21 protein-coding genes are annotated in these 25776 nt (G+C 66.7%); 12 read left to right on the top strand and 9 right to left on the bottom strand.

Annotation, left to right across the window (positions count from 1 at the left end):
- Positions 1 to 146: 146 nt before the first annotated feature.
- A complete protein-coding gene (locus WS89_RS25885) occupies positions 147 to 1184 on the bottom strand; it encodes a LacI family DNA-binding transcriptional regulator (RefSeq protein WP_082741971.1) in 1038 nt (345 codons plus the stop codon).
- Between the two features lie 297 nt (positions 1185 to 1481).
- Here WS89_RS25885 and WS89_RS25880 point away from each other — a divergent pair, with 297 nt between their 5' ends.
- Positions 1482 to 2828 (top strand): MFS transporter, encoded by a 1347-nt coding sequence (locus WS89_RS25880; RefSeq protein ID WP_059794416.1) that lies wholly within the window; start codon positions 1482 to 1484, stop codon positions 2826 to 2828.
- A 177-nt stretch (positions 2829 to 3005) separates the two neighbouring features.
- Here the strand turns inward: WS89_RS25880 and WS89_RS25875 are convergent, their stop codons facing one another.
- On the bottom strand, positions 3006 to 4169 hold the full coding sequence (locus WS89_RS25875; protein ID WP_059794413.1) for a pyridoxal phosphate-dependent aminotransferase: 1164 nt from the start codon (positions 4167 to 4169) through the stop codon (positions 3006 to 3008).
- A 53-nt stretch (positions 4170 to 4222) separates the two neighbouring features.
- Here WS89_RS25875 and WS89_RS25870 point away from each other — a divergent pair, with 53 nt between their 5' ends.
- Both WS89_RS25870 and WS89_RS34000 read left to right on the top strand, forming a co-directional pair.
- Positions 4223 to 4873, top strand: coding sequence for a GntR family transcriptional regulator (locus tag WS89_RS25870; protein ID WP_257128226.1), 651 nt, complete (start codon positions 4223 to 4225; stop codon positions 4871 to 4873).
- Positions 4874 to 5342: 469 nt separating this feature from the next.
- Complete coding sequence (locus tag WS89_RS34000; RefSeq protein ID WP_257128225.1) at positions 5343 to 5537, top strand: hypothetical protein; 195 nt, start codon at positions 5343 to 5345, stop codon at positions 5535 to 5537.
- On the opposite strand, the gene WS89_RS25860 is transcribed toward WS89_RS34000, so the two are convergent.
- Positions 5532 to 6554: an AraC family transcriptional regulator gene (locus WS89_RS25860; RefSeq protein WP_059794404.1), complete on the bottom strand. Its 1023-nt coding sequence runs from the start codon at positions 6552 to 6554 to the stop codon at positions 5532 to 5534. The two genes, WS89_RS34000 and WS89_RS25860, sit on opposite strands and share 6 nt — an antisense overlap.
- Before the next feature lie 98 nt (positions 6555 to 6652).
- Here WS89_RS25860 and WS89_RS25855 point away from each other — a divergent pair, with 98 nt between their 5' ends.
- Genes WS89_RS25855 through WS89_RS25845 form a run of 3 tightly spaced genes read left to right on the top strand, consistent with a single transcriptional unit; the run spans position 6653 to position 10255 of the window.
- Positions 6653 to 8164, top strand: a complete 1512-nt coding sequence (locus tag WS89_RS25855) for a flavin-containing monooxygenase (RefSeq protein ID WP_059794401.1) — start codon at positions 6653 to 6655, stop codon at positions 8162 to 8164.
- A 12-nt stretch (positions 8165 to 8176) separates the two neighbouring features.
- Positions 8177 to 9121: an alpha/beta hydrolase gene (locus tag WS89_RS25850; RefSeq protein ID WP_059794398.1), complete on the top strand. Its 945-nt coding sequence runs from the start codon at positions 8177 to 8179 to the stop codon at positions 9119 to 9121.
- A gap of 57 nt (positions 9122 to 9178) precedes the next feature.
- Positions 9179 to 10255 carry a saccharopine dehydrogenase family protein gene (locus WS89_RS25845; protein ID WP_059794395.1) on the top strand — a complete coding sequence of 359 codons (1077 nt, stop codon included), beginning with the start codon at positions 9179 to 9181 and terminating at the stop codon, positions 10253 to 10255.
- Positions 10256 to 10640: 385 nt separating this feature from the next.
- Here the strand turns inward: WS89_RS25845 and WS89_RS25840 are convergent, their stop codons facing one another.
- Positions 10641 to 11216 (bottom strand): DUF308 domain-containing protein, encoded by a 576-nt coding sequence (locus WS89_RS25840; RefSeq protein ID WP_059794394.1) that lies wholly within the window; start codon positions 11214 to 11216, stop codon positions 10641 to 10643.
- A 284-nt stretch (positions 11217 to 11500) separates the two neighbouring features.
- On the opposite strand from WS89_RS25840, the gene WS89_RS25835 reads away from it, so the two are divergent.
- Positions 11501 to 12976: an HD domain-containing phosphohydrolase gene (locus WS89_RS25835; RefSeq protein WP_059794391.1), complete on the top strand. Its 1476-nt coding sequence runs from the start codon at positions 11501 to 11503 to the stop codon at positions 12974 to 12976.
- Positions 12977 to 13183: 207 nt separating this feature from the next.
- Here WS89_RS25835 and WS89_RS25830 read toward each other — a convergent pair whose 3' ends face one another.
- From WS89_RS25830 to WS89_RS25810, 5 genes are all read right to left on the bottom strand, one after another.
- A complete protein-coding gene (locus WS89_RS25830) occupies positions 13184 to 14656 on the bottom strand; it encodes an NAD-dependent succinate-semialdehyde dehydrogenase (RefSeq protein ID WP_059794389.1) in 1473 nt (490 codons plus the stop codon).
- A 109-nt stretch (positions 14657 to 14765) separates the two neighbouring features.
- Complete coding sequence (locus WS89_RS25825; RefSeq protein WP_006749694.1) at positions 14766 to 15257, bottom strand: Lrp/AsnC family transcriptional regulator; 492 nt, start codon at positions 15255 to 15257, stop codon at positions 14766 to 14768.
- 85 nt (positions 15258 to 15342) lie between these two features.
- Positions 15343 to 16743 (bottom strand): aspartate aminotransferase family protein, encoded by a 1401-nt coding sequence (locus tag WS89_RS25820; protein ID WP_059794386.1) that lies wholly within the window; start codon positions 16741 to 16743, stop codon positions 15343 to 15345.
- 161 nt (positions 16744 to 16904) lie between these two features.
- Entirely contained in the window at positions 16905 to 17831 is a 927-nt protein-coding gene (locus WS89_RS25815) for a 2-hydroxyacid dehydrogenase (RefSeq protein WP_059794383.1), read from the bottom strand.
- A gap of 12 nt (positions 17832 to 17843) precedes the next feature.
- The gene (locus WS89_RS25810; RefSeq protein WP_059794380.1) at positions 17844 to 18704 is read right to left on the bottom strand and encodes a GNAT family N-acetyltransferase; all 861 of its coding nucleotides are present in this window, start codon (positions 18702 to 18704) and stop codon (positions 17844 to 17846) included.
- A 465-nt stretch (positions 18705 to 19169) separates the two neighbouring features.
- Between WS89_RS25810 and WS89_RS25805 the strand changes: the two genes are divergently transcribed.
- The 5 genes from WS89_RS25805 to WS89_RS25785 all read left to right on the top strand — a co-directional run bounded on the left by WS89_RS25805 (position 19170) and on the right by WS89_RS25785 (position 25749).
- Positions 19170 to 19838 (top strand): haloacid dehalogenase type II, encoded by a 669-nt coding sequence (locus WS89_RS25805; RefSeq protein ID WP_059794377.1) that lies wholly within the window; start codon positions 19170 to 19172, stop codon positions 19836 to 19838.
- 429 nt (positions 19839 to 20267) lie between these two features.
- Positions 20268 to 21851, top strand: a complete 1584-nt coding sequence (locus WS89_RS25800; protein ID WP_059794374.1) for an ABC transporter substrate-binding protein — start codon at positions 20268 to 20270, stop codon at positions 21849 to 21851.
- A 79-nt stretch (positions 21852 to 21930) separates the two neighbouring features.
- The gene (locus WS89_RS25795; protein WP_059506180.1) at positions 21931 to 22884 is read left to right on the top strand and encodes an ABC transporter permease; all 954 of its coding nucleotides are present in this window, start codon (positions 21931 to 21933) and stop codon (positions 22882 to 22884) included.
- Positions 22885 to 22915: 31 nt separating this feature from the next.
- On the top strand, positions 22916 to 23875 hold the full coding sequence (locus WS89_RS25790) for an ABC transporter permease (protein WP_059506177.1): 960 nt from the start codon (positions 22916 to 22918) through the stop codon (positions 23873 to 23875).
- Positions 23875 to 25749: an ABC transporter ATP-binding protein gene (locus WS89_RS25785; protein ID WP_059506175.1), complete on the top strand. Its 1875-nt coding sequence runs from the start codon at positions 23875 to 23877 to the stop codon at positions 25747 to 25749. The genes WS89_RS25790 and WS89_RS25785 overlap by 1 nt, the downstream gene beginning before the upstream one ends.
- Positions 25750 to 25776: the final 27 nt, after the last annotated feature.

Here is a 25776-nt window from a genome sequence, read left to right as displayed (position 1 = left end):
ATGGTACCGGTAACATCGCCTGGATGTTAGCACGGCTTTTTTGCATAGCGGAAGGGATTTCGTGCGCGCGTGGCGAAGGAGTGGGGCAGGGGGCCGGTACGAAGCCGCGCGCGTCGCGCGTTGGGATGCGCGCGGCCGTCGGCTCGTCAGGCGCTTTCCCGCGGGATGATCGTGTAGTCGATACGGATGCTTTTCGCGTCGGTCCGCTCGCCGCCGTCGCGCGCCTGGAGCGCCGCCAGCAATGCTTCGCCGGTGCGCAGCCCGATGCCGTACGCGTCGACCGACACGGTGGTGATGGTCGGGTGGCAGCATGTCGCCACTTCGAAGTTCCCGAAGCCGGCCACGGCGATGTCGGCGGGCACGGCGAGCCCGCGCCGGTGGCACTCCATGATCGCGCCGAATGCCGACATGTCGCTCACGCACATCACCGCGTCGGTATCCGGCCATTGCTCCAGCAGCGCTGCCATTGCGGGGCCGCCGTGGCTCATCGTGATCGGCGATTCGCCGAGCCGCACGACGCGCGGTTCGCCCAGACCCAGCGCCTTGATCTCCGCCTGGTAGCCCTTGAGTCGGTCCAGGCCGCGGCGATCCAGTTCGCTCGCGCCGACCAGAAAGCCGATGCGCCGATAGCCACGCTCGGCCAGGTGGCGCACCATCGCACGGGCGGCGCGCACGTTCGAGAAGCCGACGGCGGTGTCGATGGGGCGCGTGGGCAGGTCCCACATCTCGACCACCGGGATTGCCGAGCGCTCCAATACCTTGCGTGTCGCCTCGGTGTGCTGCGACCCCGTCAGCGCAATGCAGCGCGGCTGGTGTCGCAGCATCGACCGGACGAGCCGTTCTTCGCGTTCCAGGTCGTAGTCGGTGTCGCCGAGCAGCAACTGGAGGCCATGCGGCTCGAGCGCATCGGTCAGGCCGCGCACGGTGTCCGAGAAGTTGGAACTCGACAGCGACGGCACCAGCACCGCGACGAATTCCGATCGCCCCGACGACAGCGCACCGGCGGCAGCATCCGCCACGTAGCCGAGCTGCTCGATGGCCTCGCAAACCCGTGCGCGCGTCTCGGCGGCCACGCTGTGGCCAGCGAGCACGCGCGACACCGTCATCTTCGATACGCCGGCGAGGCGCGCTACGTCGGACATGCGGGGCGGCCCGGCGGGCCGGACGGCGGTGGGACTGGGCATCGGAATCGCGATCGGGAGAAAGCCGGAAAGGCTACATCATACCGGGGCGGCGTACCGTGCAGGCTGGCCGCGGCGTGCTCGTCGCGGTGAGGTCCGTACTAGGGAAACCACGCGTTCGGCGGCACTTGTACGCGCGTATCGCAGCGTGCTACCTTCAGTTTTGTTACCGGTATCAACTTGCCGATCGCTCCCGTCGCCTCGTCGGCTTTTTTTTGCCACCGGATGTTATCGGTAACATCGATGCGCAAGGCGCACGCGACGGTACGAAGAAGACCTACACAATCAGGAGACAGACCGATGCCATCCATTACGCAGGCCGCTGCCGCACCGGCCGCGGCCGACTCGTCCGAAGACGCCCTTTACCGCAAGGTCATGCGGCGCATCCTGCCGTTGCTGCTGCTCTGCTACGTCGTGGCTTACCTGGACCGCGTCAACGTGGGCTTCGCGAAGCTGCAGATGCTGGACGACCTGAACCTGAGCGACGGCGTCTATGCGCTCGGCGCCAGCATCTTCTTCTGGGGCTATTTCCTGTTCGAGATGCCCAGCAACCTGCTGCTGCACCGCTACGGCGCGCGCTTCTGGATCGCGCGGATCATGATCACGTGGGGCATCGTGTCGTCTTCGATGGCCTTCATCGTGCCGCTCGCGCAGTTCTTCCACGTGCAGACGACCACGATGTTCTACACGCTGCGCTTCCTGCTGGGGCTGTGCGAAGCGGGTTTTTTCCCGGGCGTCATCCTTTATATGAACTACTGGTTCCCGGCGCGCCGCCAGAGCGTGGCGATGTCGGGCTTCCTGGTCGCGATCCCGCTGAGCCTGACGCTCGGCAGCGTGGTGTCCGGCTGGCTGATGGAGCAGACGCACGGCCTGTCGGGCATGAGCGGCTGGCAATGGATGCTGCTGCTCGAAGGGCTGCCGTCGATCGTGGTGGCGTTCGTCGTGCTGGCCTGCCTCGGCGACGGCCCGCAGTCGGCGAAGTGGCTGTCCGCCGACGAAAAGGCGGTGCTGTCGCGCAACCTCGAATCCGAGGCCGCGCACAAGTCGCACAGCATCGGCGCCGCGCTGCGCAGCCCGCGCGTGTGGCTGCTCACCTTCATCCTGCTCACGTTCAATACCGGCTTCTACGGGCTGGCTTTCTGGCTGCCGTCGATCATCCGCGCGTCGGGCGTGCACAGCCCGCTGCACATCGGCGTGCTGACGGCCATTCCGTACCTGACGGCGATCTTCGCGATGGTGTGGAATGCGTCGCACTCGCGCAAGACCGGCGAACGCCGCCTGCATGCGGCCATTCCCGCGCTGATCGGCGGCGTCTTCCTGATCCTGAGCGCGGCGTTTGCGCAGAACGTGGCGCTGTCGATCGTATTCCTGACCATTGCCACGTGCGGCATTCTCGCGTTGATGCCGATCTACTGGACCTTCCCGGGGCAGATCCTGTCCGGCACGGCCGCGGCCGCCGGCATTGCGTTGATCAATTCGGTGGGCAACCTGTCCGGCTTCACGGGCTCGATGATCACCGGCGTCGCCAAGCAGATGACCGGCGACATCAACAACGGGACCTATGCGCTGGGCGCTTGTCTGCTGATCAGCTGCGTACTGATCGCGTCGATTCCGCGCGATATTCTGCGGCCGCCGGCGGGGCGGTAGGGCGTTCGCGCGACGTTACGTCCGGCCGGGGCTGCGATATCGTGCCGCCCCGGCGCCGGATGCGTCACGCGACGTGGATTGATCTCGTTTGAGTTCGTTCGACCATCACGGACGGAATGCCGGATGCCTCCAACCGGCGAGGCCTTGCACGCGACTCGGCTTTCTCGTGGGCGGCCGTCAACCTTCCAGTGCGAAGCGCACCTTGTCCCCGAGCGTGCGTAACCGCTCGACCGGTTCGTTCGAGAACACGAATCGGACGTACTGCTCGCCGTGTGCAACGCCCCATCCGGTCATGGCCGTCGCACACACGCCGTGGTTCAGCAACCGCTCCGACATCTGCGATCCGGTCAGGCCGAAATCGGACACGCGCAGCAGCATCGACCAGCCCCCCGCCGGCATGCCGAACGGGAGTCCCGACAGTTCGGCGGCGACGGTATCCCGCCGCCTCTCGAGTTCGCTCACGTAGCCAGGCAGATCGGATGTGGAATGCTCGAGCGCAACCGCCGCGGCCTCCTGAGCTATGCCGACCGGCACCACGACATTGGCGAGCGACACAGCCACAAGATCCGGAATCAGCCATTCCGGCGCGACGATCCAGCCGACTCGCCAGCCAATCATGCGCAGCTCCTTCGACGCGGCGCCCACCGTGACCGTACGCTCGGCCATGCCGGGCAGGCCGGCGGGATGGATGACCGTGCGTCCATCGAAGAGCAGCCGTTCCATCGCGCTGTCGAGGATCAGCAGCAGATCGTTCTGCACACACAAGCTCGCGATCAGTTGCCAGTCGGACGCATCGAAGAAGCCGCCCGACGGCATCGACGGAGACATCAGCAGCATGGCCCGCGTTTTCGGACCGATCGCTGCCCGTAGCGCGGCCCGGTCCAGCTTCCATTCGCCGCCCGGCGTGAAGGCGAACGGGACTTGCCGGGGCACACCGCCCGCAAGGCGGACGCGGTTCAGCAGACCCGCGTACGTCGGATCGGTGACGATGACTTCGTCGCCGGTCTCGACGGTGGCGAGCAGCGTATTCAGAATGCCGGAGAGTCCGCCGGCCGATACCACCACCTGGTCGGCCGTGAAGCGCTGCCCCGAAAGCGCCGATACGTGGGCGGCTGCGCTCGCGCGTAGCCGATCCTGGCCGACGAAGGGCAAATATGAATTGGCCGAGTCTCGCTGGATTGCGTCCCGGGTGAAGGCGAGCGCTTCCGAAGTGGGTGGGATGTCGGTATCGAGATTTTCGAGTCGCAAGAGGTCGACGTCGGCACGATCGGCGATCGAACCCATGCGATCGACGCCGATGCCGGCAATGTGCTGCAGACGCACAGGACGGTGGTGGCGCATCGAGCCTCCGATCTTGTTACAATTTAATAGATAATATATGCATGGTGGTCGGCATGAAGGTTGAAGTCAAGGACGATCGCTCGCTGGCCGATCGGATCGCTGCCGCATTGGCGGACCGCATCATCTCGGGCGTCATCGCGCCGGGGGAGTGGCTGCGTCAGGACCACATCGCGGCAGAGTTCGGCGCGAGCCATGTGCCGGTGCGCGAGGCGTTCAGACGGCTGGAAGCGCAGGGGTTGGCGGTGGTGGAACCGCGACGAGGCGTGCGGGCGGCGCCGCTCGAGCCGGCGGACGTGCTTGAGATGGCAAAGATGCGTGCCGCTTTCGAGGCGCTGGCGCTGCGCGAGGCGATGCCCGCTCTCGACGCACGTGCGCTGGAGGAACTCGATGCGATCCTCGATCAGGAGGCGACGGCGCGTGGCATAGCCGTGCTGGGTACGCTGAATCTGAGGTTTCATCGCGCATTGACCGCGCGGTGCGGGATGCCGCGGCTCGTCGCTGCGATTGGCGACATGCATCGGGCCAGCGCACGGCATTTGTATGCGACGTGGCAGCAACTGGACTGGCAGGATCGCTCGAACGACGAGCATCGGAACATCGTTCGGGCAATATGTGATGGGGATGTGGACGCAGCGTGTGCGGCTTTGTCCGCGCATATTCTGGCCGCGGGGGATGCGCTGGCTCGGGCGTTGTGTAGGCGGTAGGGAGGAAGGCGGAGCCGGGGGCGTCAAGCGGTCACAAAGCCGGTTTCGGGAATGGCTCGCGTCTTCTGCGGGACGGTTATAGCTAAACGCGTCGGGCGGCATGCGGCCAGTTTCGGCCTTTCACCACCTCCCGAGACCCCCGGCTCAAACGGCAGCTTTCCGGCCCATCAATTAGCTGCTATCCCTGCTCGTCCCACGACCCGAGATACGCTGTCACTGCGCGCACCGCCTCGCGACAAATCTCCGCTGACACGCGATTTTATTTTGCATAGCTATGCTTCATGCAGGCGAACGCGATTTCCAGGCTGATCGTTGCCACATCGGGTATGGAAGGCAGCGCCGGCGGTGCGCCCAGGCTCGCGGCCTTGGCACGAAATAGCGTTCCGAGCATCGATACCGGCTCTTGCCGAAGTAACCGGCGTGCCGAGGGCGGCGATCTACCCATTCTTCCCAGAGAAATATGCGCTGTTTGACGCAGCCCGCGCAGGATCGCTGGACGCCTTTGCATCTGAGCCAGTTATTCCTGCACCGAATCCGGCAAGTGCCGGTGAAGGTGACGATGCTGGAGAATGCCGGGCACTATCCGCTGGAACAACCTCGGTTGCAGCAGATGGTCACTGCCGTCCATGATTTCTGTGTCGAGCAGGCGCGCGAGCGCTTATGATCGAACTCCCCCCTTGCCACCGCGCATATCCGACGGCGTGAGCTCGAACCACTGGCGGCAAGCGCGCGATAACGCGGATTGCGCAGGAAACCCGAGCATCAACGAAATCTGACCGATTGTCAGCCGGGTATTTCGAAGGTAATGCACGGCAAGCTCCTTGCGGACGGCGTCCTTGAGGCTCTCGAAACTCGTGCCCTCTTCGGAAAGGCGGCGCTGCAGCGTTCTCGGATGCAGCGCAAGCAGTGTAGCGACACTGGACTTGTTTGAGCTCGACGTGCCAAGCGTCTGCCGTAGCACCTGGCGAACGCGATCCGACGTGCTTCCCCGGGCCGCACCAAAGTTGCGGAAAATGTAGTCTTCCGCGATCTGATGAAACGAGGCGTTCGCCCCCTGAACGTTGGCGGCAAACGTGTCGCGCGCAATATGCAACGTTGCGCCAGCCGGCTCTTCCAGGAGTCTCGCTCCGAAGAATCGCTCATACGTCGCGCGGTTGACAACGGGTTCGTGCGGTATCGATACGGCGAGCAGCGCGTATTTGTCTCCCGCAAAGAGCCGCAGGAAATTGTGCGCGTCCGCGAGGCAAAGGTCGCTGTTTTGCCGCGTGACGACGGAACCTGAGAGTCGAACCTCGACGGATACCGCAACCGTGTTCTTGACGATCGGGCTACGTTCGTCGACCGACACGACGATTCCTGGACTGTGCACGAACAGGTATCGAATCACGTCGCTCAGGGCATCCCTGATCGTGGGTGCGTTCCGCAGCACGATGCTCAACGGACCCAGCACGTCGATGCTCTGATGCGAAGACAAGCGCAGACCAAAATCGCCGCATCCCGTCACGTCGGCGCTGGCTTCCAGTAGATGCGTGGCAGAACGAAGCGATATCAACGTATCGTCCCGGTCCAGCGACGCCTCCGTCATGTGGTATCGGCGCAGCAGCGGCACGGGGTCGTGGCCCATGTCGCGCATGAGCGCCGGATAGCCGCGAAGGCCGCTTGCTCTAACTAACGGGTCCATGTCTCAAAATGTAAAGCAATAGTCTCGTGACGTCAAATAATCGCGGCGCGTAATGGCTAGAGTAAGGGTGTCGATCATAATCAAGAAGGAGACATCCGATGAAAACCGACTACGACGTCCTGATCATTGGAGCCGGCCTTTCCGGTATCGGGATGGCATGCCATCTCGCCAGGGAATGTCCGGGCAAGCGCGTTGGAATTCTCGAGCGACGCAGCGCAATCGGGGGTACGTGGGACCTGTTCCGCTACCCGGGTATTCGGTCCGACTCGGACATGTTCAGCTTCGGCTATCAATTCCGGCCGTGGCATGAATACAAGGTTCTCGCCGATGGGCCGTCGATCCGGCAATATGTTGCCGACACCGCGCGGGAGCATGGTGTCGATCGGCTCATCCGGTTCGGCGTCAGGATCGACGGTGCATCGTGGTCAACCGAGCAAAGCCGCTGGACGGTCAGCGCCCAGCAAGAAGGCACGGGCGAGACGTTGACCTTCACCTGCACGTACCTCATTCCCTGTACCGGCTATTACAACCACGACCAGGGTTATCTGCCCGATTTCCCCGGACAAGAGCGATTCAAGGGGCTGCGCATTCACCCGCAGCACTGGCCCGAGGATCTCGACTATCGCGGCAAGCGCGTCGTCGTGATCGGCAGCGGGGCAACTGCCGTTACGCTCGTGCCTGCGATGGCCGGCCGCGCCGCACACGTCACGATGCTGCAACGCTCGCCGAGCTACATCTTCTCGGTTCCGGCCTACGACAAGATATCCGCGGTTCTGGATCGTGTGTTGCCGACCCGGTGGGTGTACGGGCTGGCCCGCTGGCGCAATATCCGGCTGCAGCGTTTGATCTACAAGGCGGCCAAACGATGGCCGCGCCCGATCCGCTCCTGGCTGCTGTCCCACGTCGAGAAGCAGGTCGGCAGCGGCGTCGACATGAGTCACTTCACGCCGAAGTACAACCCGTGGGACGAACGGTTGTGCGCTGTTCCGGACGGCGACCTGTTCAAGGTCCTGCGCGACGGCAAAGCGGCTATCGTGACCGATCATATCGAGACGTTCACCGAAAGCGGGATCTTTCTGAAATCGGGCAAGACGCTCGAAGCGGACATCATCGTCACCGCGACGGGGCTGCAACTCCAGTCGCTTGGCGGCATGAATCTGCATGTCGACGGGCGAAAGGTCGAGGTCAGCAAGACGATGACGTACAAGGGTGTGCTGATGCAGGACGTTCCGAATTTCGCCTACCTTTTCGGCTATACCAATGCGCCATGGACACTCAAGATCGACATGGCGGCGAACTATGTCTGCCGTCTGTTGAAGCACATGGATACGGAGGGTTTCCAAATAGTGACCGCACATGCGCCGGACGGCGAGATGCTCGACGAATCGATCCTCGATTCGCTGCACTCCGGCTACGTCCAGCGCGGTCAAAACGTGCTGCCGCGCCAGGGGCGAACGTTGCCGTGGCGCGTCCTGCACAGCCTGGAGGCTGATCGTGAGATGCTGTTGAAGGATGGCATCGCCGACTCCACACTGGTATTCCGGCGCGCCTCGTCCGACGCGGACACGGCTGTCGCTGGTTTGGCCGATAAGCGGGCTGCGGCTGCGTGACCGGAGACGACCATGCTGAGTGTCGATTCCAGATTTTCGAGCCAGGGCGAGTTTTGCGCTGGAACACTCATGTTGCCGGACAGGAGCGAGAGACCGCCGGTCATCGTCATGGCGCATGGCTTCGGCGCGATTCGAGCGGCGGGGTTGCACGCGTTTGCGCGGCGCTTCGTCGGGCACGGGTACGCGGTATACCTGTTCGACTATCGCAATTTCGGCGACAGCGAAGGAATGCCCCGGCACTGGATCAGCCCGCGTCGGCACCTTGCCGACTGGGCCGCAGCCGTCGCGCATGTCCGGACGCTCTCCGGCATCGACCAGGAGCGCGTAGTACTGTGGGGCACGTCGTTTTCCGGCGGTCATGTGATCCGGACGGCCGCGAACGACCATCGGATTCATGCCGTGATCGCCCAGGTGCCGCATGTGAGTGGCATTGCAAGCATCCGGACTGTGCCAGTGCACGTCCTGATGCGATTGACCATGGCGGCGCTGCTCGACCACGGCGGCAGACTATTGGGGCGCCCGTATTACCGGCCGATCGTCGGGCGGCCGGGCGACGTCGCGGCCCTGACGAGCGCCGAATGCCAGGAAGGCTATGCCCGGCTGCTTCCCGCAGGAGCCAACTGGGAAAACAAGACGCTTTCACGGGTTTTCCTGGAAGTGCCGTTCTATAGCCCCATACGCTCAGCCCATCGAGTCATGGCGCCGACGCTGATCGTCACCGGTCGGCGCGATACGGTCACGCCGGCTTCGGCGGCGTGGCACGCGGCGATGCGCATCCCGCGATGCGAATTTCATCTACTGGATGGAAACCATTTCGAGCTTCACCTGGAAGACGAGGCCGTCTGTGTCCAGAGTATTGCGCTGCAACTTGGCTTTCTGGATAGGTACGTCGGCCTCGGGCCGTCAGTCCGGACCGCAGCCGGCCGGCAGTATCCGGAAGCGCAACGGGTAGCATGAAAATGCGCGGGGAGCGAATGATGATGACGATCGAAGCCGGCGCAAGGAGACTGAACGATGAGTAAAACGTTGATGATTTACGGCGCATACGGCTATACGGGGGAACTGGTCGTCCGTGAAGCAGTGCGCCAAGGCATGCGGCCAATCATTGCCGGTCGGGACGCGAAAAAACTCGAGCCGCTTGCGGATGCGTTCGGTCTGGAGACGAGGGCATTCGAGGTCGCGAAAGCGAAAGCGAACCTCGAAAACGTTGCCGTCGTACTGAATTGCGCCGGGCCGTTCTCGACGACGGCCGTGGCGTTCGTTGAAGCCTGTATCGCTTCGCATGTTCATTACGTGGACATCACGGGTGAAATTCCGGTTTTCCAGTTCTGCCATGCGCAGGATGCGCGCGCCGCCGATGCCGGCATCGTGCTCTGCCCTGGCGCGGGGTTCGACATCGTTCCCACCGATAGCCTTGCTGCGGCGCTGAAGGCACGGATGCCTGATGCGGCTCGGATCGACCTTGCCTTTTCGTTCGGGACGAAGCCGAGCATCGGAACGGCGAAAACCATTCTCGAGTCCGCCGCAAGCGGGGGGCTGATCCGACGAAATCACCGCCTCGTTTCCGTGCCCAATGCCTGGCGCATCAAACGTATTCCGTTTCCCGGCGGCACGCGTTGGGGGGTGTCGATTCCTTGGGGTGACGTGTTCACCGCCGGCGTATCGACAGGCGTACCGGACGGGCTCGTTTACTGCGCATTGCCACTCACGCTCGGGCTGACGATGCGACTCACCAACTTCACGCGTAGGCTTTTCGCTGTTCGCGCCGTTTCGCAGGCGCTGGACCGGCTCGCACGGCGGGTCTTTGCAGGTGGTCCGGACGCGGGCGCACGCGACGTCCAGCGAACGGAGTTCTGGGCGCAGGCGACCAACGTCCAGGGTAGGACCGCCACGATGACGATGTCGGCGCCCAACGTTTACGCGATGACGGCGGACACGGCGCTGGCGATTGCCAATCGTTGCCTGACCGCCTCGGGGCCAGGAGGTTATCGGACGCCGTCGATGCTGATGGGGAGCGCGTTCTTTCTCGAGCGACCAGGTTTCGACGTATCGTATCCAGACCAGTCGAACGCACGCCGGCAAGCATCCTGACGCCGAAGCTGCCGCCCACTATTCGCCGAATAGACCATGTCGGGTCGTAGTTCACGGAAGCGTACACGCGTGAATCCATGTGACACGCAACGGTTCGTAATCGCGGCAGGATCCCTCGTCTGCCTGGAACCGGTCGTTGGACGCGGAAAAACCGAGCGGCGGCTCCGGGTCGGCTACAGCCGAACACGTCCGACTGCAGCCGGCCAAGAGACGACACCCGGCCAAGTGAATCGGCCGCCCTAACGACGGAAAGCGTCCCCCTGGGAACGGAACGTGCCTTGCTGGCTGTTCGGCATTTGATTCGCCAGCAGGAATATCGATGATTTACGGAACCTTTCCACCTTGGCTGAATACGCTATCGGTCACATCCATTTCGATCGACGGCTCACGACACGCTGCGCCGCATCCCCCGCACCTGCAGCCAAATGGCGGATATCAGGAAATAAAGCGCACCCACTCCCGCGTAGCCCGCGATCTTCACGATCGCGGGCGGCATCGGCGCGTGGCTTTGGACAATGAAGAACAACCCGGCCAGCGCCGATTGCGCACCGCTCAGGATCATCACCCACTGTGCGCCGGCATGCTTCCAGCGCCGCACGGCGGTGCCGAGCTGCAGCGCGCCGGACAGAATCGCCCAGACGCCGAACACCGCAAGTACCGCAGGCAGGCCCGCATTCAACGCCGGAAATACCGCCACTGCCGTGACGGCACTGATCGCGACGTTGATCGCCTGCGTACGGTTTGCCGCCATCCCGCCGCTGCGGGACAGGTCGACGAAATTGGCGAGCGCATCCCAGGCCGGATAAACGACCAGCAGGACCGCCGCGCCGGCCGCGCTCTGCCGGCCGACGGAAAACGCCAGCGCGACCCAGATCAGCGAGAATATCGCCCTGGAAAAGTAGTACCGTTTCAGCCATCGTTCGTCGGCAGGGGCGTGGAATTCGGGGTAGCGATAAACCATTTGCACTCCTTTTTAAATCGAATCGTCGTTCCGGCCGGTGCGCAGGGTGTCCGTCATGCGGATGCGGCGCCGACCGAATCTCCAGTGCGCCGAGTATCGCAATCGTCCGGGCCTCCGGCTATCGGTCGGATGTCCGATGGCGAATTCCGTCGGCTGTCTGCACCGATGCGGGCGAACCTCGCGCCGGCGTGGCCGCGGTGAGCCGCCACGCGCATGCTCATGCACGACGCGACGCCGTCGCGTATGATCGTTTTCCCGTCCTCGCGAATGTCTGCGCCCACCCGATGTCCGACGCCGAAGCCCGTCACGCCCCGCTGCGCATATTCGACGCCGTACGCGCGCTGGCCTTCATCGGCGATCTCAGCATGGGGCAACCGACCGACCATTCGCCGCGCACCGGCTGGCTGGCGTCACGGCTCGCGCATGCGGCACGATTCGATGCAGCGGTGTGCGACACGGCGCGCGAGGTGGCGCTGTTGCGCTGGTCGGGCTGCACGGCGAACGCGGCGGGTTTCGCGCAGGTATTCGGCGACGACGTCGCGATCCGCGCCGCGATGCTCGAGAGCCGGGCCGGCATGGCCGAAGCGATCGGCGGCGCGGGCGTTGCGATGATCCCGCTCGCGCAGATTCATTGCGAAGTCTCGGGCGAGGTTGCACGAATACTCGGTCTGTCCAACGCGACGGAAACCGCGCTGCGGCATATTTTCGAAAGCTGGGACGGCAACGGGCTGCCCGCTCGGCGCGCGCGGGAACAGGTGCCGGCCGCCGTGTCGATCGTCGCGCTTGCGGGCGATCTCGACGTGTTCAGCCGCACGTACGGCATCGAGCGGGCCCTCGAATTGATCGGGCAACGCGCGGGGGCACGCTATCCGGCCGTGCTCGTCGAGACGGCTGCGCGCGACGCAACGTGCTGGCTGGCGGCGCTCGAGAACATGACGTCCGCCGAACTGGACGCCGCATTGGCCACGCCGGACATGCAGGGCGCGACGTCCGCCGAATTGATCGCCGACGTCATCGATCTGAAACTGCCGTGGATGACGGGTTTTTCGCGTTCGGTCGCCGCGACGGCGGCCGCCTGTTACGGCCGTCTCTCGTCGGACGAGGCAGCGCGCGAACGCGTGTACCGCGCCGGACTGATTCACGGCATCGGCAGGGCGGCGGTGCCGAACGACGTGTGGAATCTGCCGACGCGGCTGCCTGCGAGCGCATGGGAGAAGGTTCGGCTCGTGCCGTACTGGACCGAACGCGCCGGCAGGCAGACCGGCGCGCTGGGCGAAGCCGCGGTGCTTGCGTCGTATGCCTACGAACGGCAGGACGGCTCGGGCTATTTTCGCGGCGTGCGCGACGCGGCATTGACGCTGGAAGCGCGCGTGCTCGCGGCGTCGCTGGCGTGGGTCGCGTTGCGCTCGGCGCGTCCGTGGCGCGCGGCGCTGAGCGATGCGGCAGCCGCCGGCCAGTTGCAGGAAGAAGCGGCGCGCGGCCGGCTATGCGGCGAAGTGGTAGCCACGCTCGTGACGAATGGCGCGCCCGCGCTCCGGCGCACCGTCACGCGCTCGTCGCTCGCTGGCCCGCGCCTGTCCGCGCGGGAAATCGACGTCCTGCGGGCGATTTCCCGAGGCGCGAGCAACAAGCAGGTCGCGCAGGCGCTCGCGATGAGTCCGAGCACGGTGCGAACCCATGTCGAAAAGGCGTTTCGCAAGCTCGAGTGTTCGACACGCGCTGCGGCGACCCTCAAGGCGTCGACGTTGGGGCTGCTCTGATGCGATCCGCGTTCGTGTATGCACTGCGGACGACCCGGTCTGCACAGCCTTTGAAGCGTTGCCGGCCCGGTGGTCCGCGCTGTCCTTGCAGCGGCACATCGCCACGACGATCGGTTCGCTATATGGACCGACCGGTTCCGCTGTCAAGGCGCGCAGTCGGGTGGGTACGGTAATCGCCGTCCTCGCAGACGGCCCGGATTCATCCGATCACTCGAGCCCGCCCTGACACAGATACTTGATCGACAGATAATCGTCGAGCCCATAACGCGATCCTTCGCGACCATAGCCCGATTCCTTCACGCCGCCGAACGGCGCCGCCTCGCTCGCGAGCGCGCCTTCGTTGATCCCGACGATGCCAGTCTCCAGCCGCGCCGACACGCGCGCGATGCGCCGCACGTCCTGCGTGTAGAAATACGCGGCGAGCCCGAACGGCGTGTCGTTCGCGGCGTCGACGGCTTCTTCCTCGGAGTCGAAGCGAAACAGCGCGGCGACCGGGCCGAAGGTTTCCTCGCAGGTCAGCTGCATGTCGCGAGTGGCGTCGGCGAGCACCGTCGGCGCGTAATAGTTCGGCCCGAGTTCGCTCAGGCGCTTGCCGCCCGTCAGCACGCGTGCGCCGCGCTCGACGGCGTCGCCGACGTGACGCGCGATCTTGTCGACCGCACGCGCGTTGATCATCGGGCCGATCTGCGCGGCCGGGTCGGTCGCCGGCGCGACCTTCAGCGCGGCGACGCGCGCGGCGAGCTTCGCGGCGAACGCGTCGTAGACGCCGGCCTGCACGTACACGCGATTCGGCGACACGCACGTCTGCCCGCCGTTGCGGAACTTGGCGGCCATCAGCCCGTCGACCGCGGCATCGAGCTCGGCGTCGTCGAACACGATGAACGGCGCATTGCCGCCGAGTTCGAGCGACAGCTTCTTCAACGTCGCCGCCGATTCGCGCGCGAGCAGCTTGCCGACGGGCGTCGAGCCGGTGAACGTGATCTTGCGCACGCGGCCGTCGGCAAGCCAGTCGGCCGCGGCTTCCACGCCGCGTTCGCGCGACGCGGTAATCAGGTTCAGCACGCCGGCCGGCACGCCGGCTTCCTGCGCGAGAAACGCGAGCGCGAGCGCGGTCAGCGGCGTGTCCTCCGCCGGCTTCGCGACGACCGTGCAGCCGGCCGCGAGCGCGGGCGCGATCTTGCGCGCAATCATCGCGAGCGGGAAATTCCACGGCGTGATCGCGGCGACGATGCCGATCGGCTCCTTCACCGCGCTCAGCCGCTTGCCGCGCTGCTGCTGCGGGATCAGGTCGCCGTACGTGCGCGTCGCTTCCTCCGCGAACCACAGCACGTACGACGCGCCGTACGCGACTTCGCCGCGCGCTTCGGCAAGCGGCTTGCCTTGCTCGCGCGAGATCAGCTTCGCCAGATCGTCGGTGTGCGCGACGATCGCCGCATGCCATGCACGCAGGATCGCGGCGCGTTCGCGCGCGGGCGTCGCGCGCCACGCGGGCAGCGCGCGTGCCGCGGCGTCGGTCGCCGCGCGGGCGTCGGCGGCGCCGCTGTCGGGTGCGTGGGCAATGGTCTCCAGCGTGGCCGGATCGGTGACGGCGAAGCGGCGGCCGTCGAGCGCATCGCGCCAGGCGCCGTCGATCAGGTTGGCGGTGCGAACGAGTTCGGTTCGGGACAGCGTAAGCGGCATGACAGTTCCTTGAATGAAGCGATTCGGCGACGCTGGCGGCGCGCGGCGGGCGCGACCCCGCCCACGCGGACAGCCGGCTGCCGCGTGACGGAGCGACGCACGCCGGTTGTCAGTGACGTTCGCCGAACAGCGATTCGAGCGGGTAGTGCCGTTTGACGAACGGCGACTTGATGATCACGTAACTGAAATACTTCTCGATGCCGATGTTCTGCTCGAGCAGCCCTTCGACGATCGTCTGGTAATGGCTCACGCTGCGCGTGATGAACTTCAGCAGATAGTCGTAGCCGCCGCTCGCGAGGTGGCATTCGACGATCTCGTCGACGTTGCGGATCGCCGCGACGAAGCGGTCGAAATCCTCGCGCCGATGGTCGGCCAGCGTGACCTCGGTAAACACGACCTGCACGTCGCCGAGTTTCTCGAGCTGGATGTGCGCGCCGTAGCCGCCGATGTAGCCGGCCTTCTCGAGCCGCTTCACGCGGATCAGGCATGGACTGGGCGACAGCCCGACCGCATCGGCCAACTCGACGTTGGTCATGCGGCCGCGCTTCTGCAACTGGGAGAGGATTCGCAGGTCGATGCGATCCAGCTTGCTGTCCGTCATGTTCACGTGAAAGGGCAAAAATGGAATGTCCGGTTACTTTAGAGTCGAACGATGGCGGCCACAAGCCCGGCTTTCCCTTGGCCTGTCAGGCCGGCTGCGCGTGCGCGGCGTCGAGCGCGCGCTGCACGCCCGCGTCGGCCAGCACGTCGTCGAGCGTCTTGCGCACGCGTTCGAACAGCAGGTCGAACTCGCCCGCGGTGAAGCTCAGTGCCGGCGCGAAGCCGAGCACGCCGTCGCCGAACGCGCGAAACACCACGCCGTTCGCGTACGCGGCGGCCGCGATCTTGTCCGGCACGTTCAGCGCCGCGTCGAAGCGCGTCTTGCGGGCCTTGTCGGTCACGAGTTCGAGTGCGCCGAGCAGGCCGACCGAGCGTGCGTCGCCGACGAGCGGATGCGCGCGCAGCGCGTCGAGCCCCGCGGCGAAGCGCGGCGCCATCGCCTGGCCGTTCGCGAGCAGCCCGCCTTCGTGATAGAGCTTCAGCACCTCGAGGCCGATCGCCGCGCTGACCGGGTGCGCGGAATACGTATGGCCGTGGCCGACCACGGGCGAATCGGCGCGCTCGCCCGCGATCCCTTCGTAGATTTCGTCGGACATCAGCACCGCGCCCATCGGCGCATAGCCGGCGGTCAGGCCCTTCGCGACGGTCATCAGGTCCGGGTCGACCTGTTCGGCCTCGCATGCGAACAGCGGGCCCGTGCGGCCGAAGCCGGTGATCACCTCGTCGGCGACGAACAGGATGCCGAGGCGCCGGCACGCGTCGCGCATCGCCTTCAGCCAGCCGGCCGGCGGCACGATCACGCCGCCGGAACCCTGCACCGGTTCGCAGAAGAATGCGGCGACGTTGTCCGCGCCGAGTTCGGCGACCTTCGCTTCGAGCGCGGCGACCGACGTGGCGATCAGCGCCTGCGGATCGTCGCCGAGCGGATGGCGGTATGGGTACGGCGACGGAATATGGTGCTGGTCCGCGCGCGGCAGGTCGAAGTGACGGTGGAACGCCGGCAGCGCGGTGAGGCCGGCGCCGATCGACGACGAGCCGTGATAGCCGCGCTCCAGCGCGATCATCTGCTTCTTCGACGGTCGGCCGGTCGCGTTGAAATAATGCGTGATGAAACGCACCGCCGAGTCGATCGCGTCCGAGCCGCCGAGCGTGAAGTACACGCGGTTCAGCGACGGCGGCGCGAGCGCGGCGAGCCGTTCGGCGAGTTCGATCGCCGGCTGCGAGCCGAAATGGAAATAACCGGTCGCGTAGGGCAGCTTCGCCATCTGGTCGGCGGCGGCTTTCACGATGCTGTCGCGGCCGTAGCCGACGTTCACGCACCACAGGCCCGAGAACGCGTCGAGCAGCGTGTGGCCCGCGGCGTCGCGCAGGAACACGCCGTCCGCGGATTCCAGCACGGTGACGCCGCGCGCCTCGTGCGCACGGTAGTTGACGACGGGATGGATCAGGTGTTGACGATCGGCTTCGATCAGCGCGGCTTGGTTCATGGGAAGGCAGGACTCTCGTCAGGTGTCAGCGGTGAGTTCATGCTACCGGGCGAGAAATCCGACCGTGTCTTCAATTTGCGGCCCGAAACGTATGCGCGCGGCGTTTGTGCGGGGCGCTTCGGCATTTTCTGCTGCGCGCCCGACAGGGCCGGGCGTGCCCGTCAGTAGCCGCGCGCGCGATCGACGACGCCGATCATCGGCTGGCCCGCGCGATGGCGAGCGAGGTTCGCGAGCACGGCGTCGACCGCGGTGTCGGGCCGCGTCGCGCTGGCGATGTGCGGCGTGATGCGAATGCGCGGATGCGTCCAGAACGGATGGCCGGCCGGCAGCGGTTCGGGATCCGTCACGTCGAGGATCGCGCTGTCGACGCGGCCGCTCGCGAGCGCCGCGAGCAGTGCGGCTTCATCGAGTTGCGGCCCGCGCCCGACCTGCACGAGCGACGCGCCGGCCGGCAGCGCGTCGAACACGCGCGCGCCGAGCAGCCCGCGCGTGCTGTCGGTGAGCGGCAGCAGGCAGATCAGGATGTCGGTTCGGGCGAGAAACGCATCGAGCGCCGCATCGCCTGCATAGCAGTCGACGCCGTCGAGCGTGCGCGGCGTGCGGCTCCAGCCGGCGCACGGGAAACCGAAGCGCCGCAGCGTGTCGAGCACAGCCTGGCCGAGCGTGCCGAGCCCGAGCACGCCGACGCGTCGCGACGCGGCCGCGCGCACGGGATGCTCGCGCCACACCTGGTCGCGCTGCTGGGCCGCATAGTCGAACAGGTCGCGATGGATCGTCAGTACGGCCTGCGTCACGTATTCGACCATCCCTTCGACGATACCTGGTTCGATCATCCGCACGACGGGGATGTGCGGCGGCACGCGCGACAGGTCGAACTGGTCGATGCCGGCGCCGACCGAGAACACGACTTCGAGATTCGGCAGCAGCGCGACCGGATCGTCCGGCGGCTGCCATGCGGCGAGATAGCGGACGGCTTCGGCGTCGCCGAGGTCCGGCCAGATCCGGAACGGCAGGTCCGGCGCCTGTTGCGCGAAGCGCGCCGCCCACTGCGCGCCGCGCACCGGGTCGGCCTTGTAGAGAAAGCTCATCGTGCGCTCCGCTCAGCCGAGCGCCTGGTTCACGATCGCGAACGCGCGCAGCGCCGGGTTGCGTTCGGGCGTCGCGCCGCGCGCCATCGCGACGACGGTGTCGACGCGCGGCAGCCCGAGCCCCTGCAGCCAGTCGGACAGCCCGCTGTCGCCCGGTACGTCGAGCCGCACGAACATGCCCTCGTGCAGCGCGAGCCAGTGGCTGATCAGCGCTTGCGCGCGCAGCGCATCCGGCGCGATCACCGGGCCGATCACGTGGCCGCGGCCGAACCGGCGGAACAGCGCGAAGCCGAGCAGCTCGCCGTCGCGATCGAGCGCGATCCCGTTCGCGACGTCGAGCAGCGCCTCGATCACCGCGCCGCGTTCGTAGCCGGCCGCGCGCGACGCGAGCGCGGCGAGGCGCGGCCCGTCGTTGGTGCCGAGCGGGCGCAGGCGCTCGCCGGGCGGCAGCGAGATCAGCGGAGGCTGGAAGGCCGCGCCCTGATGCTGATCGATCGTATCGATCGCGTCGAAGCCGAATTTCGCGTACAGCGGCTCGCCCGCCGGTGTTGCATGCAGAAAAATGGTCCGCGTGCCGAGGCTGTCGACGACGCGGGTCATCAGCTCGCGCCCGATGCCGCAGCCCTGGCGTTCGGGCGACACGATGACCATGCCGAGCGACGCGTGCGATTCGCCGAAGCGCCAGCCGAGCGCGGTACCGACGACGCCGGTTTCGTCTTCGGCGACGAAGCCGCTGCCGAGCTGGAACGCGAAGCGCCAGTCGTCGAGCCGGTGCGGCCACTTGACCGCCTCCGACAGTCGATGGGCGGCAGGCAGGTCGGATTCGGCGAACGGGCGATAGATGAGCGTGCGGGAAGGATTGAGGTCGGACACGCCGGACTCCGGATGGGTGGGAACGATCCGTTCACTCTGCCAGCGCGGTGGCGGCACGGATAGGACGATTCGCCTGTTTTCCGGCGGCGGCGGGCGTGCCCGCGAGATCGATGCAAACCGGCGCGATCGGCGCGAACGAACGCGCGGATCGTGCCGGCGCGGCACGTCGATCCGGTCACATGTGCTGTGGAATGCCACTACGATGAAGCACGCCACAGCCGCAGCCGCCGCCTGCCGAAGCGCCGCACCGGCAGGCGAGCCCGCTGCGGTAACGAGGCGCCCCTCGGCCGGCCCCGCCGCGCCCGATCGCGCCGCAGATCGTGCTGCATGTGGCGGGCAACACGCGGCGATTCTGCGTTTTGAGCGGCGCGGAACGACGCGCGAACGACTTTTTGCCCTGATTCAATTTCGTTGAACCCAGCCATCCCCGGCCCTGCCGGGGCTTCACACCGACAGGACGTCACCATGATCCAGTTTGAACCGAAGTACATCACCTTCGACTGCTACGGCACGCTGACCCATTTCCGGATGGCCGAGACGGCGCGCGAAATCTATGCGGACCGGCTGTCGCCGGCCGCGATGGAGGCATTCGTGCGCGCGTTCGCCGCCTATCGGCTCGACGAGGTGCTCGGCGCGTGGAAGCCGTACCGCGACGTCGTGGTCAACGCGGTCCGCCGCACCTGCGCGCGGCTCGGCGTGAAGTTCGACGAAGCCGAGGCCGAGCGCTTCTATCATGCGGTGCCGACCTGGGGCCCGCACCCGGACGTGCCGGCCGGGTTGTCGCGGCTGGCGTCGAAGTACAAGCTGGTGATCCTGTCGAACGCGATGGACGACCAGATCATGAGCAACGTCGACAAGCTCGGCGCGCCGTTCCACGCCGTGTTCACCGCGCAGCAGGCGCAATCGTACAAGCCGCGGATGCAGGGCTTCGAATACATGTTCGACAAGCTGGGCTGCAAGCCGGAGGACGTGCTGCACGTGTCGTCGAGCCTGCGCTACGACCTGATGACGGCCGAGGATCTCGGCATCAAGCACAAGGCGTTCGTGAACCGCGGCCACGAGCCGGGCACGCCGTTCTACAACTATTACGAAGTGTCGGACATCGGCCAGCTCGCGACGCAGCTCGGGCTGTAAGCGACGCGTTTCTCCGGCGCCGCGCCGCGCACACCTGCCGCCGCCTGTCGCGATCCCGGGGGAAATCCCGCGCAGGCGGCAGGCTGCCGGCGTCGCCACGTCGCGCAAGCCTGCGCGCATTCGCGCCGCGCGTTCGGCATGAGCGCGTCGAGGCCGGCGAACAATCCTCTGAACTTTCACGCGCGTCGGCATGCGGCCGGCACACGCCGGCGGTCCCCGGCGCACGCAGCAATTCATGCTGCGCAGGCTACCCAAAACGGTCGATTCGTATCGTGAGGGCGCCTCGAATCGGGACAACCGGCATTTTGGCGATGCTTAAATGAATTGCATGTGAACGACGTCGTACCCGCCACCAGCAAGCGGGCACGGCGGGATTGAACAACCACGCTGGACCCTTGGACCCACTTTCCACAGTCAGGAGCAGTTCGGATGAGCGACGATATCGACAATGGCGGCAAGGGCGGCTTCACGCGCCGCGACATGATGAAGGTCATGGCGGCGGGCGGCATGATGGCTGCCGGTGCCGGCGGACTGCTGACGACCCCCGACTCGGCATTCGCCGCGCCCGCGCCGAAGCGCGGCGGCAAGATCCGGGTCGCGAACGAATCCGGCTCGACGGCCGATACGCTCGACCCGGCCAAGGGTTCGACGGGCGCGGACTACACGCGCTTCTTCATGTTCTACAGCGGCCTCACACAGCTCGACGCGAGCCTGACGCCGCAGATGAACCTCGCCGAGTCGCTGCAGACGACCGATGCGAAGACCTGGATCATCAAGCTGCGCAAGGGCGTCACGTTCCACGACGGCAAGCCGGTCGGCCCGGCCGACGTGGTGTATTCGCTGATGCGCCACAAGAACCCGGCCACCGCGTCGAAGGTCAAGCCGCTCGCCGAGCAGTTCGCCGACGCGAAAGCGACCGGCCCCGACGAAGTCACGCTGACGCTCGCGAGCGCGAACGCCGATCTGCCGGTGATCCTCGCGACGCCGCAGCTCGTGATCGTCAAGGACGGCACGACCGACTTCTCGACCGGCATCGGTTGCGGCCCGTACAAGCTGAAATCGTTCAAGCCGGGCGTATCGACCGTCGGCGTGCGCAACGACAGCTACTTCAAGCCGGGCAGGCCGTATCTCGACGAGATCGAGCTGATCGGCATCAGCGATAGCGCCGCGCGCCTGAACGCGCTGCTGTCGGGCGACGTGCACCTGATCAACGCGATCGATCCGCGTTCGACGCAGCGGGTCTCGTCGACGCCGGGCTACGCGCTGAGGGAAACCAAGTCGGGCCTCTATACCGACCTGATCGCGCGCAGCGACAACCCGATCGTCGCGAATCCCGATTTCGTCGAAGGGATGAAGTACCTGTTCGATCGCGAGCAGATCCGCTCGGCGGTGTTCCGCGGCTACTCGGTGATCGGCAACGACCAGCCGATTCCGCCGGGCCATCGCTACTTCAACGCATCGCTGCCGCAGCGGCCGCACGACCCGGACAAGGCGAAATTCCTGTTCCAGAAAGCCGGTGCGCTCGGCGCCACGCTGCCGCCGCTCTATGCGACCTCCGACGCGAACGGGTCGATCGAAATGGCCGTGCTGCTGCAGCAGGCCGGCCAGAAGATCGGCCTGAACCTGCAGGTCAACCGCGCGTCGCCCGACGGCTACTGGTCGAACCACTGGATGAAGCACCCGCTCACCTTCGGCAACATCAACCCGCGCTCGAGCGCCGACGTGCTGTTCACGCAGTTCTTCAAGTCGGATGCGCCGTGGAACGAGTCGGGCTGGAAGAACGCGAAGTTCGACCAGTTGCTGCTCGCCGCGCGCTCGGAAACCGACGACGCGAAGCGCAAGCAGATGTACGGCGACATGCAGGCGATCGTGTCGCAGCAGGGTCGGGTCGGCATTCCGGCGTTCATCAGCTTCCTCGACGGGTACGACAAGCGGCTCGCGGGCCTCGGTTCGATCCCGACCGGCGGGATGATGGGCTTCATGTTCGCCGAGAACGTGTGGTGGAACGCATGACGTTGTCGCTGGCCGCCGTCGCGCGGCCGGTGCGGGCCACCGCGCCGGCCACGCGCGGTCTTTTCGGGAGTCCCGCTCGATGAACCGAATTCTCATCGGACTGATCGGCCGGCGCATCGCGGTCACCGCGCTGACGCTGCTGATCGTGTCCGCGATCATCTTCACGATCACGAACCTGCTGCCGGGCGATGCCGCGCAGGCCGCGCTCGGCCAGTCGGCGACGCCGGAGACGGTCGCCGCGCTGCGCCAGCAGTTCGGTCTCGACATGCCGGCGCACGTGCGTTACGTGCACTGGCTCGCCGGGCTGTTGCACGGCGATTTCGGCCGGTCGCTGTCCGGCGACATGCCGGTGTCGGAGCTGATCGGCGGGCGCCTGCCGAAGTCGCTCGCGCTCGCGGCGATCACGACCGCCGTATCGGTGCCGATCGCGCTGCTGCTGGGGATCCTCGCGGCGGTCAAGCGCGAGTCGGCGATCGACCGCGTGATCAGCCTCGGCACGCTGTCGCTCGTCGCGACGCCGGAATTCCTGATCGCGACGGTCGCCGTGCTCGTGTTCGCGGTGAAGCTGCGCTGGCTGTCCGCGCTGTCGTACGGCGGCCCGATCGACAGCCTGCACGATTTCCTGCGTGCGTATGCGATGCCGGTGCTGACGCTGTGCGCGGTCGTGATCGCGCAGATGGCGCGCATGACGCGCGCCGCGGTGATCGAGCAGTTGAGCGCGTCGTATGTCGAGATGGCCGTGCTCAAGGGCGCGAGCCCCGCGCGCGTCGTGCTGCGCCACGCGCTGCCGAACGCGATCGGCCCGATCGCCAACGCGATCGCGTTGAGCCTGTCGTATCTGCTCGGCGGCGTGATCGTCGTCGAGACGATCTTCAACTATCCGGGCCTCGCGAGCCTGATGGTCGACGCCGTCAGCAACCGCGATTTCCCGTTGGTCCAGGCGTGCACGCTGATCTTCTGCGTCGCTTACCTGACGCTCGTGCTGTTCGCCGACCTGTGCTCGATCGTGTCGAACCCGCGACTGCGGACCTGAGCGTCCCCGTCCACCTTCCGAGATGCCGCCCATGCACCCGACCGAACCCGTTCATCGCAGCAGCGCGCTGCCGCCGTCAGGCGAGCCGCGCTCGCCGTGGGGAGGCGCGACGCCGCCCGCGGCGCCGTCCCCCGACCAGCCGCGCAAGCGCCGCGGCGCACGCATCGGACTGACCGCCGGCGGCCGCGTCGGCCTGTCGATGGCCGGCCTGATGCTGTTCGTCGCGGTGTTCGCGCCGCTGCTCGCGCCGCACGACGTCGGCGCGATCGTCACGCCGGACGTGTTCGCGCCGTTCAGCGCGAAGCTGCCGTTCGGCTCCGACTTCCTCGGCCGCGACATGCTGAGCCGCATCCTGTACGGCACGCGGCTGACCGTGCTGCTCGCGCTGGCCGCGGTGCTGCTCGCCGCGGTGACCGGCACGACGCTCGGGCTGCTCGCGACCGTGTCGGGCCGCGCGGTCGACGAGACGATGAGCCGGCTGCTCGACGCGCTCACGTCGATTCCGTCGAAGATGTTCGCGCTGATGTTCGTCGCCGCGTTCGGCTCGTCGCTGCCGCTGCTGGTCCTCACCGCGGCGGTCAGCTACATGCCGGGCTCGTACCGGATCGCGCGCGCGCTGGCCGTCAACATCAGCACGCTCGAATTCGTGCAGGTGGCCAGGGCGCGCGGCGAAAGCGCGCTGTACATCGCGTGCGTCGAGATGCTGCCGAACATGATCCACCCGATGCTGGCGGACACCGGGCTGCGCTTCACGTTCGTCGTGCTGCTGCTGAGCGGCCTGAGCTTTCTCGGGCTCGGCGTGCAGCCGCCGTATGCGGACCTCGGCTCGCTCGTGCGCGAGAACATCGCGAGCCTCGGCGACGGCTCGGCCGTCGCGATCATGCCCGCGGTCGCGATCGCGATCCTGACGGTGGGCGTCAACCTGATGATCGACGGTCTGCCGCATCGCGGCCGCCGCAAGGGCGCGGCCGGCGCCGCCGGAGGACACTGATGCGACACGAATCGAATCCGCTCGTCGAGGTGCGCGGGCTGCGCGTGGTCGGCGGCCGGCCGGGCGGCGAGGAAACGACGATCGTCCACGGCGTCGACTTCGAGATCGGGCGCGGCGAGGTGCTCGCGCTGATCGGCGAATCGGGCTCCGGCAAGACGACGATCGCGCTGTCGCTGATGGGCCATGCGCGCGCCGGATGCCGGATCGCCGGCGGCACGGTGAAGCTCGACGGCACCGACGTATGTACGCTTTCGGCGCAAGCGCTGACCGCGCTGCGCGGCCGCAAGGTCGCGTATATCGCGCAGAGCGCGGCCGCCGCCTTCAATCCGTCGCGCACGATTCTCGACCAGGTGATCGAGAGCGCGCTGATCCACAAGACGATGACGAAGCGCGACGCGCAGGCGAAGGCGATCGAGCTGTTTCGCGCGCTCGCGCTGCCGGAGCCGGAGACGATCGGCAAGCGCTATCCGCACCAGGTATCGGGCGGCCAACTGCAGCGGCTGATGGCCGCGATGGCGCTGATCACCGATCCCGAGCTGGTGATCCTCGACGAGCCGACCACCGCGCTCGACGTGACCACGCAGATCGACGTGCTGCAGGCGTTCAAGAACGTGATCCGGCGCTACGGGATGAGTGCGGTGTACGTATCGCACGACCTGGCCGTGGTCGCGCAGATGGCCGACCGGATCGTCGTGCTGAGCGACGGCGTGATCCGCGAGGCGGGCGACACCGAACAGATCCTGCATGCGCCGACGCACCCGTACACGCAGAGCCTGATCGCGGCGGTCACGCCGAACGATGCCGAACGCGGCGCGCAGGCGCAAGCACCGGAGCCGGCCGCATCGGCGCCGCTGCTCGACGTGCGCGGCGCGATCGCGGGCTATGGCGGCCGCACCGCGAACGGCTGGCCCGCGAAGGTCATCCTGCATGAAGTCGACCTGCGCATCGGGCGCGGGCAGACGGTCGGCGTGATCGGCGAATCGGGCTCCGGCAAGACGACGCTCGCGAAGGTGATCGCGGGCCTCGTGCCGGCGACCGGCGGCGAGATCCTGCTCGACGGCGTGCCGCTCGCGCGCGATATCGGCAAGCGCACCAAGGAGCAGCATCGCCGCGTGCAGATCGTGTTCCAGAACGCCGATACCGCGCTCAACCCGGTGCATACCGTCGAGCGCACGCTCGCACGGCCGCTCGCGTTCTATCACGGGATCAAGGGCGCGCGTGCACGCCAGCGCGTCGCGGAGCTGCTCGAGCTCGTGCGGCTGCCGCCGGCGGTGGCCTCGCGGCGTACCGGCGAGCTGTCGGGCGGGCAGAAGCAGCGCGTGAACCTCGCGCGTGCGCTCGCGGCCGAGCCCGACCTGATCCTGTGCGACGAGGTCACGTCGGCGCTCGACACGGTGGTCGGCGCCGCGATCATCGAGCTGCTGCGCGACCTGCAGGCGAAGCTCGGCGTGTCGTACGTGTTCATCACGCACGACATCGCGAAGGTGCGCGCGATCAGCGACGACATCGTCGTGCTGTATGCGGGCCGCCGCGTGGAGACGGGCAGCCGCGACGCGCTGTGCGCGCCGCCTTATCACCCGTATTCGCACTTGCTGGTGTCGTCCGCGCCGGAGTTGCGTTCGGGCTGGCTCGACGATGCGGCCGAGCGTTGTCACCGGCCGCTGGTGCCGATCGGCGAGCGCGAGAACGAGGCGGAGCTGTGTCCGTTCCTGTCGCGCTGCGCGATGCGCGTGGACGGCGTGTGCAACCGGACGGCCCCGTCGCTGCGCACGCTCGGCAACGGCGCGCAGGTGCTGTGCCATCGCAGCGAGGAAGATCTCGCGCGTTTCCAGGCGGAGCCGGTTTCCGCCGGCGTCACGCCGGTGCAGCTGTAGTACGCACCGCGCGAACCGTTCATCGCG

It is taken from the genome of Burkholderia sp. MSMB1072, assembly GCF_001524725.1.
Taxonomy (GTDB): domain Bacteria; phylum Pseudomonadota; class Gammaproteobacteria; order Burkholderiales; family Burkholderiaceae; genus Burkholderia.
The sequence above is the reverse complement of the archived record's forward strand: the minus strand, read 5'-3'. Positions and strand labels throughout refer to the sequence as shown.